A 13,435-nucleotide genomic window follows, 5' to 3' on the forward strand; every position below is an offset into this window, starting at 1 on the left:
CCCCTCTCCATTCCGTCATCCAAAGCCCTCGCGGCCTTTGGGACGTCATTGCCCTCTACCCCCATTAAGGGGGCGAGGGTTTTCTCTTTCGCCTCTCCCACCTCTCTCAACCGTCATCCTCCGGCTTGACCGGAGGACCCAGGAACCGTGGGGCGCAAAGATTTCAACTGGGTCCTCCGATCTCCGCTGCGCTTCGTCGGAGGATGACGGGTTTGGTTGATATCTTCCGTTGCGCATTTGGCTCCGCGGCGCGTTCGCCGCAGGGGAGTAAGAGCAACAGCTTCCCAACCCGAACCTTAGCCTGAGGAGCCCTTCAGGGCGTCTCGAAGGCGGACTTCAGAGAGCGCGGACTTCCTCGGGAAAATCCGCGCGGGTTCCGCAGAGGAGATGATTCACAATCTGTCCTCAGCGATTCTCTGTTTATCCCCGAAAAAGAATCGCGCGGCGGGGGAATTGCGAGTCGGATTTGATAGAGTGGGCAGATCGTTGGACCGGCGGCTCTGGAGGGCTGAAAACGGGTGAAATTGCCCGTCCGGGAAGGCGAGGCGGCGCTGTTTGGCGGGGTCCGCGCCGGAAGGGCGGAACGGCCAAGAGTTAACCAAATTCAGTAACCGGGAGAGGCGGTTAAGACCTCCTTAACGAAAAAATGACGGAATGAAGCTCAAAGATGTTGACCCTGAGGACGGCCTAAATCACTATATCTTGGGGTTAGGGCGAAAAGCCCGCCAAACAGACAATTTGTCAGAGTTCGGGGCGCGCGGGGCGTAACGCCTTTGCGCGAACAGTACGAGTTTGCCTGATTCCAGGGCTGGAGGAGAGTTTAAATGTCGCCGTACGACGCCGCAGCGAAAGCGATCAAAACCGAAGCGAAGGCTCAGGCCAAACCGCATCGCGGCAAGCCCAAGACGGCACACCTGCGGGTTGTGGAATCGATCCGCACCGACGCCTCCCGCGACGCCAATCTGACCGAGTTCGGCAAGAAGACTCTCGAAGACCGCTACTTGCTGACCGGCGAGACGTTCCAGGACATGTTCGCCCGCGTGTCCCGCGCCTATGCCGATGATCTGGAGCACGCCCAGCGGCTCTACGACTATATGTCGAATCTCTGGTTCATGCCGGCCACGCCCGTGCTGTCCAATGGCGGCGCCAGCCGCGGGCTGCCGATCTCCTGCTTCCTGAACTCGGTCTCCGATTCGCTGGATTCCATCGTCGGCATCTGGAACGAGAATGTCTGGCTGGCCTCCAATGGCGGCGGCATCGGCACCTATTGGGGCGATGTGCGCTCCATCGGCGAGAAGGTCGGCGATAACGGCGCGACGTCGGGCATCATCCCGTTCATCCGGGTCATGGATTCGCTGACGCTGGCGATCAGCCAGGGCTCGCTGCGGCGCGGCTCGGCGGCCTGCTATCTGGACGTGCACCATCCGGAAATCGAGGAATTCCTGGAGATCCGCAAGGCGTCGGGCGACTTCAACCGCAAGTCCCTGAACCTGCATCACGGCATCAATATCACCGACGAGTTCATGGAAGCGGTGCGCGACGACGCCGAGTTCGGCCTGCGCAGCCCGAAAACCAAGGAAGTCATCCGCACCGTTCCGGCGCGCAAGCTGTGGACCAAGATCCTGGAGCTGCGCCTGCAGACCGGCGAGCCGTACCTATTGTTCACGGACACGGTGAACAAGGCGCTGCCCAAGCACCAGCGCGAGCTGGGCATGAGCGTGCGCCAGTCCAATCTGTGCAGCGAAATCACGCTGGCGACGGGCCGCGACCATAATGGCGAGGACCGCACGGCGGTGTGCTGCCTGTCCTCGCTGAACGCCGAGAAATATCTGGAGTGGAAGGACGACGAGCTGTTCCTGGAAGACATCTTCCGCTTCCTGGACAATGTCCTTCAGGACTTCATCGACCGCGCGCCGCCGGAAATGGCCAATGCGGTCTATTCCGCCAAGCGCGAACGCTCGGTCGGTCTGGGCCTGATGGGTTTCCATTCCTTCCTGCAGAGCCAGAACGTGCCGTTCGAATCCGCCATGGCGAAGTCCTGGAACATGCGGATGTTCAAGCATATCCGCCGAGGCGCCGATCAGGCCTCGGTCACGCTGGCCGAGGAGCGCGGCGCCTGCGAGGACGCCGAGGAGCGCGGCATGAAGGCGCGTTTCAGCCACAAGCTGGCCATCGCGCCGACGGCCTCCATCTCCATCATCTGCGGCGGCACCAGCGCGGGGATCGAGCCGATCCCGGCCAATATCTATACGCACAAGACTCTGTCGGGCAGCTTTACGGTGAAGAACCCGATGCTGGAGGCGCTGCTGGAGGAGAAGGGCGAGAACAAGCCGTCCGTCTGGGCCTCCATCCTTGAGCATGAAGGCTCGGTCCAGCACCTGGACTGCCTGACGCAGGAAGAGAAAGACGTCTACAAGACCGCGTTCGAGCTGGACCAGCGCTGGGTCATCGAGCATGCGGCCGACCGCACGCCCTATGTCTGCCAGTCGCAGTCGCTGAACGTTTTCCTGCCGGGCGACATCAATAAGTGGGACCTGCACATGCTGCACTGGTCGGCGTGGGAGCGGGGCGTGAAGTCGCTCTATTACTGCCGCTCCAAGTCCGTGCAGCGGGCCTCCTACGCCAATGGCAAGAAAACCGACATGGAGAAGTCCATGGAGGCGGCGGCGCCCACCGATTACGAGGAATGTCTCGCTTGCCAATAGAGGCGCGCTGAGGATTTCTAACCCATATCAATGAATTTGAAGCCGGTTTCCGTTATAAATACGGGAACCGGCTTTTCTTTTGCGAGTTGATTGAAAAATCGGGGGTCCGGTCAAAAGAATCTTCATGACCGTGACTGAAAATCTGCATCGGGCCTGAAAAGATTCGCATATAATGCGGGCAAACAAGGGCTTCGACGTTTAGGGAGGAACGGGGCTCGCACATGGCAGGACTGGTCGCAGCCTTTGCGTTAGCGCAACTGGCCGCGGCGTCTCCGCAAGGGGAAGCCGCGCAGCAAGGCTATGACGAAAGCCAGGGCGCCCCGCTGAACGCCTCCGCCTATTCCCTGACAGTTGAATCAGATCAGACGCGCCCGCCGCTGCAGACCGTTTCCGCGGACGCGCTGCTGGGCAGTTCCGCGCTGCGGGTCGCCGATGCGTCGCGCCCGGCGCTGGCCGCTTCGCTGCGCGCCCGGGACTGGCGCGGCAGCCGCGTGGCGCTTAGCGAGACCTCCCGCCTGTCGGTTTCCATCTATGATCCCGCGGATCCGCGTCTGCCGCTGAACGGCATCAATGCCGGCGCGCCGCTGACCGCGGCGGAGCTGGCGGCGACGCCGAACGCGCTGACGCCTTCGGTGGCCATCAATTATGAGAAGGACCTGGTGCGGTTCTCGGGCGGGGATTACGATTTCTCGCTGAGCCCGCGCGCGGTCTATTCGCAAGGTCCGGACGGCTCTGTCGCCGGGGCCGGCGCGATTGCGCGGATCGGCCAGAATCTCGAGAAAAAGCGCGAGGACGAGCCGAGCTGGTATTTCTTCGCCGGGGCGGACGCCGAGGCGCTGACCATCGACCCGCGCCAGGGCTTCGATTTCTCGGATTCCATGCGCCTGCAGGGCCAGACCATTGTGGGCGACGCGCAGGCCGGGGTGGCCTGGAACTGGGGCCCGGCGGACGTGGCCTTGGCCTATGTCCAGAAGGACCGGGAATATTCCAGCCCGTCCTATGGCATCAGCCGCAAGGACGACTTCGCGGCGCTGTCCGTTTCCCTGCGCCGCTAGTCCCGCGACACGCGAATGCTTGCTTAAAAGATTCGCGTAAGCGTCGCGGAACCTACACGCGACTCTGAAAACTTGGCATTATCAAAGTTCGACATCACGCTGCTGCACGGGGAGGGCAGGGGAGGATGCCGTTACTCTTGCTTATTGCCGCGCTGATGGCGCTGGCCGTGATTCAGGCGGGCGTCACGGCGGGCGGACCTTGCCCAGAAGAGCGCGCGGGCGGGCAGTGCGGCGTGCCGCTGGCCCGGTTCGTGCCGGCCCCGGCGCGCCAGGCCGCACGCACGGCGCTGGACCGCGCGGCCGATGCGGTGCGCCCGGTGGCGGTCCATGCGGCGAAACGCGCGGGCATGAATGTTCCCGATCATGTCGAGAGGAAAGCGCGCCGCGCTTATGGCGCCGCCCCTCCTGTGCGCGGTTTCGCAGCCGGCCCGGAATACTGGAGCGGCCCTGCGGCCCCGGACGCATGGGAGACCAGCGGGCTGAATTACCGCGTGGCGGACGCCGGGCTGAGTTCGGCCGGGGCGTGGCTGAGCGCGCGGGACTGGACGCATGAGGATGTGGGGCTGGGCCGGGCCGGACGGCTGACCGTCGCCTGGCACGACCCGGCGGATCCGTCATTGCCGCTGAACACGCTGGAGGCGGGGGCGCCGCTGACCGCCGCGGCGCTGGGCGCGGACCCGCGCGCGGCGCGGCGCAGCGTGGCGGTGCGTTACGCCATTCCCGCCATCCGCAGCCGGGCGGGCGATCTGGATTTCGATATCACTCCGCGCGCGGGGTTCAGCGCCGGCCCGGACGGTTCCGCCGCCGGGGCCGGGGCGCTGGTCCGGCTGGGCGAGTTTGTCAGCGGACCGCGCGTGCATGGCGCGCCGCGCTGGTATTTCTTCGCCGGGGCGGAAGCGCAGGCCGTCACGCTGGACCCGCGCGGCAAGGGCATGTCGGACCTGCTGCGCTATGAAGACCGCACGATTGTCGGCGACTTGCAGGCCGGGGTGGCCATGTCGGTTGGCCATTATGATCTGGCGCTGGCCTATGTGCGCAGCGAAAGCGCCTACACCACGCCCTATTACGGCATTGTCGATCACGAGGAATTCGCCACCGTCTCCGTGACGCTGCGGCGCTAGGCGCGGCGGATCGGGGCGCGGGCTTTTCGCGCGAATCGCTTATAAACGCGAATATGAGTTCCGGTTCGATACAGTCCGAAGGCGTGCGCGAGGCCAAGCAGGCGCGCTCCAAACAGACGCGCGACAAGCTGATCGGCGCGCTGGATTCCCTGCTGAAAGAAAAATCCTTCGCCGAAATCGGCGTGGCGGAAATCGCCGGCCGGGCGGGCTGCGCCGTTGGCTCCGTCTATCGCCGGTTCGAGAACAAGGACGCCTTCGTGCCGGTGCTGCTGGAGGTCACGGCGCAACGCATGGCCGACCGGATGCGGGAAATGGGGCCGCTGCGCCTCAGCCGGGAAGGGGATCTGAAAGGCGATCTGGAGCAGGTGGCCCAGCGCGCCTGGACGGTGCTGTCGGGGGAGTCGCATCTGCTGCGGCTGGCGCACCAGCAGGCGCGCATGGAGAACCCGGTCTGCGACACCGCCATGCCGGCCTTGATGGACGGCGTGCGGCAGGCGATCGAGGCGGCGCTGCGCCAGCGTGCGGGCGACCGCGCCGAAGCCGAACGCAAGCGGGCGGCGCGCTGGGCGACCTATTTCCTGATTACGCCGTTGATGGAAAAGGCGCTCTATCCCGACCGCTCGCCGGCCAATTTCCTGCAGACCGGCGGGGAAGAGGTCGGCCGCGAAATGGCGGCCCTGATCGCTTCGCGCCTGGGCTGAGGCGGGCGTCAGGCGCTGAGCTGGGCGTTTTCCTCGCTCCAGGGCAGCAGCCAGGGCGCGCCGTCGAAATACCGCTCGCAGATCCGGCGATTTTCCTCGTCATATTCGGCGATCATGCGCTGGCGCAGGTCTGCGCTCATCTGCGCATCGGTCTCGTAGCGGTTCACAACGGTCTCCGCGCCCGTAAAAGCGCCGTCATAGGCGAGGCCGAGCTGGTCCAGAAGGTCGGACATCAGGAGATTGTCGCGGAAAGCGCGCTTGTCGTACGGTCGCACGGCGATCTGCGCATACATCGATTCCAACGCCTTCAGGCGAGGCTCGAAATGGAGCTGGGCGCGGATTTTATCGAACAGGTTATCCAGCGTGCCGGGATATTCCTTCAGGCGCACATGGCGGGCATAGGCGGAAACCAGCATGTCGGTCTGCGCGCGCAGATAGACGATGATGCGGGTCTCGGCCCCCCGCGTGATCTCGGGCAGGACGGACATGCCCTTGCCCCAGAACACCTCGGCCGAATAGAGCAGGCGCCGGCCTGACTCCAGCGCCTCCAGATGGGCGTTCCAGAATTTCGGGAAATCGCGCTCGCCCGCAATGTGGCGATAGAGCGGATTGGCGTTGCCGGCCGTGGTTTCCCCCTTCATCGCCACCTTGTCGGTGGGCGCTTCCGGGTAATGGACGCCGCGCGCGGCCAGTTCTTCGCGGTTTCGGACGCAAAAGGACTGGATGGCCGAGGAGCCGGTGCGATGGGCCCCGATATGAAAATCGATGGACATAGCCGGACCCTAGTCAGGCGCCGCGCCGCGGGCAATCGCGGTGCGCGCCGTGACTTGCAGCAGATGGTGTTTCCGATGTGGCGGGGCGCCGCTTAGACCGTTTCGGACTCGCTCTCGCGCTTCTTCTTCATCTGGTCGAACATCGCCCAGACGCCGGTTTCGCCGTGCCAGTCGCCTTGGGTCGCGCCCTTGGTGTATTCGGTGGCGCGGGCCTCGAAGAAATTGGCGTGCTCCACGCCGTTGAGGATCTCGGTCAGCCACGGAATCGGGTGTTCCTCGACGCCATAGACTTTCGGCAGCTCCAGTTGGCCCAGGCGCCAGTCGGCGATGTAGCGGATATAATTCTTGATGTCCTGAGCGTTCATGCCCTCGACCTCGCCCATCTCGAAGGCGAGATCGATGAACTTGTCTTCCAGACCCACGACCGTCTTGCAGCAATCGACGATGTCGTCCTTCACGGACTGGGTGAGGACGTCGGTTTCGCGCGTGAAAGCGTGGAACATCTTGATCATGCCCTCGCAGTGCAGCGACTCGTCGCGCACCGACCATGAGACGATCTGGCCCATGCCCTTCATCTTGTTGAAGCGCGGGAAGTTCATCAGCATCGCGAAAGAGGCGAACAGCTGCAGCCCCTCGGTGAAGGCGCCGAACATGGCCAGCGTGCGGGCGATATCGGCCTCGGTCTCGACGCCGAATTCCTGCATGAAGTTATGCTTGTCGGCCATCTCCTCATATTCGAGGAAAGCGGAGAATTCCGACTCCGGCATGCCGATGGTTTCGAGCAACAGCGCATAGGCGGCGATATGGATCGTCTCCATGTTCGAAAACGCCGAGAGCATCATCTTGACCTCGGTCGGTTTGAACACGCGCGCATAGCGCTCCATGTAATTGTCGTTCACTTCCACGTCGGACTGGGTGAAGAAGCGGAAGATCTGGGTCAGGAGATTGCGCTCCTGATCGTTCAGCTTGGTCGCCCAGTCCTTGCAGTCCTCGCCCAGCGGAACCTCTTCCGGCATCCAGTGGATCTGCTGCTGGCGCTTCCAGAAGTCGTACGCCCACGGATAGCGGAACGGCTTGTAGGAATGGCTCGGCGTCATAAGGCCCGGCAGGCCGGAAGCAGCAGTCATGGATTTCATGCCCCGTGTTTTACGTCCCTAAAGGGTGCGCCCGATTCCGGCGCGACCCAACCCCAACATCTTGTGGTAAAAGCCTGCTGAACGTCTAGCCCTCGTGTCAGCGAAAAACGCAAAAACTTGGGGACGAGAACCCGCCGCGCGGCGCCACTCGACATTGCGGCGCGGCGCCGCCAGCATGGGACGAATCCTTCAAACGGGGCGGGCGGCAGCCGTCCGCCCGAGCCATACGGAGCCCGAACATCATGAGCGATCCGCACCGCGTCACCATTCTCGCCAAGTCGTTCTCGGCCGCCGCGCTGGAATTCCATCGCGGGAAAATGGCGGAGAAGGGCTATCGCCTCGAGGGGCGGATCGATTCCGCGCGCTATGAAATGCTGGACGATGACGGCCAGCGGGGCGCGATGTTCGACGGCGAGCCGATCTTCTCCGTGACCTTCGTCAAGGAAGGCCGCGAGGGCTAGACCCGCCGCCGCCTGCTAAAGAAAAAAGCGCCCCCTGGTCAAAGGGGGCGCTTGCAAGGTCCGCTTTCTTCGAGCGGTCTGTTCTTCGTCGCCGGTCGGCGGGGGGGAGGTGACCGTTCGACAAGGTGATGAACGCCGTCTCCCGCGCGGCGTTCCCCCGGTCCGTCCGCCTTGATCATCACTTATGTTAACCGGCGCGGACAGCGTCAGGCCTCCAGCGCCGTCTCGCCGGCAGGCTCACGCATGTTGTAGCGGGACGCCATGACCCGGCCATAGGCCCCGGCATTGGCGATCAGCAGAACATCGCCTTCCCGGGTTTCAGGCATGGGCCGGTCGACGCCCAGCGCATCCGCGGACTCACAGATCGGGCCGACGATGGAGGCCAGTCCGGCGGATTCCTCGCCGAGACGGGTGAGATTGACGATCTCATGCCGCGCTTCGTAGAGCGCCGGACGGATCAGGCTGTTCATGCCGGTCGCCGCCCCGATAAAGCGCACGCCGTGCGCCTGCTTGATCTGTGTCACGCGGGCCAGCAGCACGCCGCATTCCGCGGAGATATAGCGGCCCGGCTCCATCCAAAGCTCGTATTCGGGGAATTCCGCGCTGAAAGCGGTCAGGGCGGCGTCCAGCGCGGTCAGGTCTATGCGCGGTTCGCCCGCTTCGCGCGGCACGCCGACGCCGCCGCCGACATCGAGAATTTTCGCGTCCGGGAAAAGGTGGCCGACCTCCGCCAGCACGGTCGCCAGCTCATGCCAGTGGGTGGCGACATCGACGCCGGATCCGGCATGGGCGTGCAGACCGGCCACTTTCGCCCCGGCCGCCCGCGCCAGCCGCGCGGCCTCTTCCGCGTCGTGCAGGGGCAGGCCGAACTTGGCTTTGGGGCCGGCTGTGTGGACATGGCGGTGATGGCCGCGCGGGCGGTCCGGGTTGAAGCGCAGAAAAATCTCGCGCCCGTTGAAGGTCTCAGGCCAGGCCTGCAGCGGATAGAGGCTGTCCACCGTGACCCGCGCGCCGCGCTCCAGCGCGGCGGTGTATTCGCGGCGCGGCGCGAAGTTGGGCGTGAACAGGATATCGCCCGGCGCGACATGGGGAACGGCCTCGAACAGGGCCTCGGCCTCCGCCCATGACACGCACTCGAACCCCAGACCCGATTCGTGCGCGGCGCGCAGAACCTGCGGATGGGAATTGGCCTTCATGGAGTACAGAACCCGTTTGACCGCTTTCAGCTGTTTCAGCTCCGCCGCGCGCTGGCGCACGGTCGGAAGGTGATAGACATAGAGGCAATCGCGGCTCTCAAGCGCCGCAATCAGGCGCTCCCGCGAGGCGGCCCACCAGGGGGCGGAAGGATCGGTCTGGGTCATGATTTGCGGTTTAAGCCATCTGTTCCCGCTCGGCCATAGATAGCGGAAGGGCTTTGACGCAGGCGCGCCGGTCATTAAGTCTTTCAGGCATGGACCGGATTCTACCCCTTGAAGGCGTGCGCAATTTCCGAGACTTCGGCGGCTGGGAGGCGGCGGACGGCCGGCGTGTGCGGCGCGGGCGGCTGTATCGCTCCGGGCATTTCTCCGCGGCGACGGCCGCGGACTGGAGCCAGATCGAGGCGCTGAACGTGAAAACGGTGACCGATTTGCGCCGCTCCACGGAGCGGGACCGCGATCCGTCGGCCTGGCCGGAACACTGGCGCGTGCAGGTGCTGGCCAGCGATGACGCCAATCTGGGCGAGGCGCCGCACATCACCTTCCTCAAGGAATCCGAAATCACAGAGGATTCGACGCGCGGCTACATGATGGGCAGCTATCGCCGCATCCCGTTCGAGGCCGGGCACCAGGCGCTGTTCCGGCAATTCTTCGAGGCCGCGGAAAAGGGCGAGGGCGCGGCGCTGGTCCATTGCGCGGCGGGCAAGGACCGCACGGGCGTGCTGTGCGCGCTGGTGCTGGAGGCGCTGGGAACGCCGCGCGAGGCGGTGCTGGAAGACTATCTGATGACCAATGAGGCGGTGCGCGTGGATTCCGTTCTGCCCAAGGTGGCCGAGCGGATGAACGCGGCGCTGAATCTCAATGCCTCGCCAGAGGCGCTGCGGCCAATGATCGGCGTGGACAGTGACTATATCCATGCCGCCTTTGACGAGATCGAGACGAAGGCCGGATCGGTCGAGGCCTATCTGGAAAGCGCGCTGGGCCAGGACCGCGAGGCGATTGCCGCCCTGCGCGCGGCTCTTCTGGAAGACTAATGGATGCGCTGACGGCGTTCGCCCCGCATGCGGACGTACCGGGCGCGGCGCTGCTGCTGTCCGGCGCCGCGCGGTCCGACACTTCGCGGATGAGCTATGCGCTGAGCGCGCCGGGACGAATCCGCGCCGGACGGGCGGACGGGCTGGGCGCGCTGGACGAGGCGTTCCGCGCCCGCGCCGGGTTTTTCGCCGGACGGGGCGGGGAGGGCTTCTCCCGCGGGGTGGCCGGGCTTTGGGGCTATGAGCTGGGCGCGCTGACCGAGGGCGCGTCGGCGCCCGCGCCCGCCCTCGCCAACTGGCCCGATTACTGGATCGCCGATTATGACAGCGTGGAATCCTGGCCCGCCGGGCCTTCGGAATCCCTTGCGCCCGCGCCGAAGGGGGCGGAGATCCGCGCCGCCGACAGCCGCGCCGCCTATGAGGCGAAAATCGAAAAGGCGAAGGCCTATATCCGGGCCGGCGATGTATTCCAGGTCAATCTGAGCCAGCGTTTCGACGCCTGGCTGGCCGAAGGCGACGACCCGTTCGCCTTTTTCCGGCGCCTGAGCGCCGCCAGCCCGGCCAGTCACGCCCTTTATGCCCGTCTGGACGACGATCACGCCGTGGTCTCCAATTCTCCCGAGCTGTTCCTGTCGGCCACGCCGGACGGCCGTATCCGCACGCGGCCGATCAAGGGCACGCGCCCGCGCGGCGCCACCCCGGACGAAGATGCGCGGTTGCAGAAGGAATTGTCGGAGAGCGAGAAGGACCGCGCCGAGAACCTGATGATCGTGGACCTGATGCGGAACGATCTGTCCCGCGTCTGCCGCGCCGGGACGATCAGCGCGCCCCGGTTGTTCGAGGCCGAGGCGCTGGCCAATGTTCACCACCTCGTCTCCACGGTTGAAGGGCGGCTGTTGCCCGGCAAGACCGTGTTCGACGCGCTGGCCGCGGCGTTTCCGCCGGGATCGGTCACGGGCGCGCCGAAATCGCGCGCGCTGGAGATCATCGCGGAACTGGAGGGCGAAACGCGCGGCCCCTATTGCGGGGCGTTCGGCTTTATCGACCGGGGCGGGGCGGCGCAGTTTTCCGTGCTGATCCGCACCGTCGCGCTGGCCCGCGAAAACGGGCGCTGGCGGGCGCAATTCCGCTCCGGCGGCGCGATCACCGTCGATTCCGATCCGGCGGCGGAATATGAGGAGACGCTGGCCAAGGCGGGCTCCATCGTGCGTGCGCTGGGCGGCTCGACCGGGGATTTGAGGCGATGATTTTGGTCTGGAACGGCGGAGAGTTTGCCCGCGCGAAAGGGATTTCCGCGGCGGACCGGGGATTGTTGCTGGGCGATGGCCTGTTCGAGACGATCCGGGTGGAAGACGGCACGCCGCGCCGGCTGAGCCGGCACATGCGGCGGCTGGCCTCCTCCGCGCGGGCGCTGGACCTGCCGGTTCCGGTCAGCGCCGAAGCGGTGAAGGCCGGCATCCTGTCGCTGACGGGGGAAGCGGGGCTGTGGGCCGCGCGCCTGACGGTGACGCGCGGGCCGGGCGGACGCGGGCTGGATTTGCCGGAGCCATTGCAGCCGTCGGCGCTGCTTTCGGCCGCGCCATATCAGGTTCAGGACGCCCCGGCGCGTCTGGTGATCAGCGATGTCACGCGATCGGTGCGGGCGGTGTCCTCCCGCCACAAGACGCTCTCCTATATCGACAATGTGGAGGCGCGGCGGCGCGCGCGGGCGCTGGGCGCCGATGACGCGGTGATGCTGAACGGGCAGGGCGATATCGCCTGCGCCAGCGCGGCCAATATTTTCTGGATCGCCGGGGGGCGGCTTTACACGCCCGCGCTGAGTTGCGGCGCGCTGGCCGGGATCACGCGGGCCTGCGTGATGCGGCAGGCAGGCGCGTTGAAAATCCCGGTGGAGGCGGGCCGGTTTCCGGCTGCGGCGCTGCAGTCAGCGGAGGCGGCCTTCCTGACCAATGCGCTGACCGGGGTGCGGCCGGTCGCAGGCGTCGGCGGGCGCAGCCTGAACGCGGGTCATCCCATGCTGGTGAAGCTGAAAACGGCGGAGGCGAAAGCGGGCGGCTAGGCTCTAGCAGTCGCAATCTTCGCAATTCACGCGGACCGAGCGCCGCGGTCTCAGATAGAATTCGTCGCTGAGCTGGTAGCTGGCGTTCAGGATCACCGAGAAAGCGGCCTGATAGTCATAGCTGACCTCCGCCAGGATGACGCTGGAATTCTGCTCCAGCAGGTCATCGGGAACATTGACGTCGTCATCGCCCGATCCGTTGCGGGCGTAGCACCACTCGACCTCGACATCGTCGTCGAAATCCTTGTAGACGCTGGAAACCACGATGGTCAGGCTGTCCGTGTCGAAGGGCGTGGCGATGGCTTCGGAGGCGTCGAAAATACCGTCCAGCTCGTCCTTGTTCACCAGCGAGTCCTGCGCCACCAGGTCGGCGACGGTGCTGGCCACGCGGGTGACCTTGCGGTTGACCGAAAGCAGGTTGGAGACCTCCACCGTCCCGAAAAACAGGATGATGAAAACCGGGGCGATCAGCGCAAATTCCAGCGCCGACACCCCGTCTTCGTCCCTGAGGAAGCGGCGCAGCATCAGGAATCACCGAAGGGTTCGTTGCGGAACGCCGCCGAGGCCGCGATCAGGCGCTTGTTGCCGCTGAGATTGGCCAGCGAGCGGCCCAGCATGGGCGTGAAAATCGTCCATTGATAATAAACCCGCACCAGCACGATCTCGCGCTCCTCGCCCGGATCGAAACCGAACTGGGAATCGTCCAGCTCGTCATCATCGCCGATGGGGTCGGAAAGGTCGCCGGCGGCGGCGAAATCCTCGAACGTGCGGACATCGAAGGAAATGTTCGCGCCGCACTCCATCAGCGGCTGGATGAGGCTGCAGACCGTATCCTCGAACTGCGCCTGGCCGCCGCCATTCTGAACCTCCCCGGTCCGGATGTCGCGCGCGGCCTCGGCCACGGCGTTTTCCAGCGTCACGGAGACGAAGAAGACGATGGCGACCTCGATAATCGCAAACAGCAGCAGGAAGAACGGGCCCGCCACGATGGCGAATTCCACGGCGGTCGCCCCGCGCGTGTCGCGGGCCGCCCGGATTGCTTTGTCGAAGGCTTGTCGAAGAGACGCGCGCCGCGTCATGGCTTCACCACCCACCCTTGGCCGAAGAGGGGCGCAACCTAACCCGATCCCGCTTAATTACGCTTTAAAGGTCAGGGTTAAACAGACCTTGCCGGAAAAGAGAGAACGTCGCGCA

The 13,435-nt window shown here is 65.1% G+C and carries 13 protein-coding genes; 8 read left to right on the forward strand and 5 right to left on the reverse strand.

From position 1 onward, the window contains the following. The first annotated feature begins 824 nt into the window (after positions 1-824). From L338_RS15080 to L338_RS16770, 4 genes are all read left to right on the forward strand, one after another. A complete protein-coding gene (locus L338_RS15080; protein ID WP_022699236.1) occupies positions 825-2,705 on the forward strand; it encodes a ribonucleoside-diphosphate reductase subunit alpha in 1,881 nt (626 codons plus the stop codon). 221 nt (positions 2,706-2,926) lie between these two features. Beyond that, entirely contained in the window at positions 2,927-3,760 is an 834-nt protein-coding gene (locus tag L338_RS15085) for a lipid A-modifier LpxR family protein (RefSeq protein WP_022699237.1), read from the forward strand. Between the two features lie 125 nt (positions 3,761-3,885). Then, complete coding sequence (locus L338_RS15090) at positions 3,886-4,881, forward strand: lipid A-modifier LpxR family protein (RefSeq protein WP_152485916.1); 996 nt, start codon at positions 3,886-3,888, stop codon at positions 4,879-4,881. A 53-nt stretch (positions 4,882-4,934) separates the two neighbouring features. Beyond that, positions 4,935-5,582, forward strand: a complete 648-nt coding sequence (locus L338_RS16770) for a TetR/AcrR family transcriptional regulator (RefSeq protein WP_022699239.1) — start codon at positions 4,935-4,937, stop codon at positions 5,580-5,582. Between the two features lie 8 nt (positions 5,583-5,590). Here the strand turns inward: L338_RS16770 and L338_RS15100 are convergent, their stop codons facing one another. Next, positions 5,591-6,355: a hypothetical protein gene (locus L338_RS15100; RefSeq protein ID WP_022699240.1), complete on the reverse strand. Its 765-nt coding sequence runs from the start codon at positions 6,353-6,355 to the stop codon at positions 5,591-5,593. A 92-nt stretch (positions 6,356-6,447) separates the two neighbouring features. Beyond that, positions 6,448-7,482, reverse strand: a complete 1,035-nt coding sequence (locus L338_RS15105) for a ribonucleotide-diphosphate reductase subunit beta (RefSeq protein WP_027068598.1) — start codon at positions 7,480-7,482, stop codon at positions 6,448-6,450. Between the two features lie 251 nt (positions 7,483-7,733). On the opposite strand from L338_RS15105, the gene L338_RS15110 reads away from it, so the two are divergent. After that, a complete protein-coding gene (locus L338_RS15110) occupies positions 7,734-7,952 on the forward strand; it encodes a hypothetical protein (protein ID WP_022699242.1) in 219 nt (72 codons plus the stop codon). A 206-nt stretch (positions 7,953-8,158) separates the two neighbouring features. Here the strand turns inward: L338_RS15110 and L338_RS15115 are convergent, their stop codons facing one another. Beyond that, on the reverse strand, positions 8,159-9,313 hold the full coding sequence (locus tag L338_RS15115; protein WP_022699243.1) for a type III PLP-dependent enzyme domain-containing protein: 1,155 nt from the start codon (positions 9,311-9,313) through the stop codon (positions 8,159-8,161). 89 nt (positions 9,314-9,402) lie between these two features. Here L338_RS15115 and L338_RS15120 point away from each other — a divergent pair, with 89 nt between their 5' ends. From L338_RS15120 to L338_RS15130, 3 genes are read left to right on the forward strand one after another with little or no spacing between them, the layout of a single operon-like run. Next, positions 9,403-10,182 carry a tyrosine-protein phosphatase gene (locus L338_RS15120; RefSeq protein WP_022699244.1) on the forward strand — a complete coding sequence of 260 codons (780 nt, stop codon included), beginning with the start codon at positions 9,403-9,405 and terminating at the stop codon, positions 10,180-10,182. Next, positions 10,182-11,429 (forward strand): anthranilate synthase component I family protein, encoded by a 1,248-nt coding sequence (locus L338_RS15125; protein WP_022699245.1) that lies wholly within the window; start codon positions 10,182-10,184, stop codon positions 11,427-11,429. Before L338_RS15120 ends, L338_RS15125 begins: the two co-directional genes overlap by 1 nt. Further along, complete coding sequence (locus L338_RS15130) at positions 11,426-12,241, forward strand: aminotransferase class IV (RefSeq protein ID WP_022699246.1); 816 nt, start codon at positions 11,426-11,428, stop codon at positions 12,239-12,241. Before L338_RS15125 ends, L338_RS15130 begins: the two co-directional genes overlap by 4 nt. 3 nt (positions 12,242-12,244) lie before the next feature. Here L338_RS15130 and L338_RS15135 read toward each other — a convergent pair whose 3' ends face one another. Both L338_RS15135 and L338_RS15140 read right to left on the reverse strand, forming a co-directional pair. Beyond that, positions 12,245-12,766: a TadE/TadG family type IV pilus assembly protein gene (locus L338_RS15135; protein WP_022699247.1), complete on the reverse strand. Its 522-nt coding sequence runs from the start codon at positions 12,764-12,766 to the stop codon at positions 12,245-12,247. Further along, entirely contained in the window at positions 12,766-13,320 is a 555-nt protein-coding gene (locus L338_RS15140; protein ID WP_022699248.1) for a TadE/TadG family type IV pilus assembly protein, read from the reverse strand. The genes L338_RS15135 and L338_RS15140 overlap by 1 nt, the downstream gene beginning before the upstream one ends. Positions 13,321-13,435: the final 115 nt, after the last annotated feature.

Source organism: Euryhalocaulis caribicus (genome assembly GCF_000412185.1).
In the GTDB taxonomy this organism is placed as follows: domain Bacteria; phylum Pseudomonadota; class Alphaproteobacteria; order Caulobacterales; family Maricaulaceae; genus Euryhalocaulis; species Euryhalocaulis caribicus.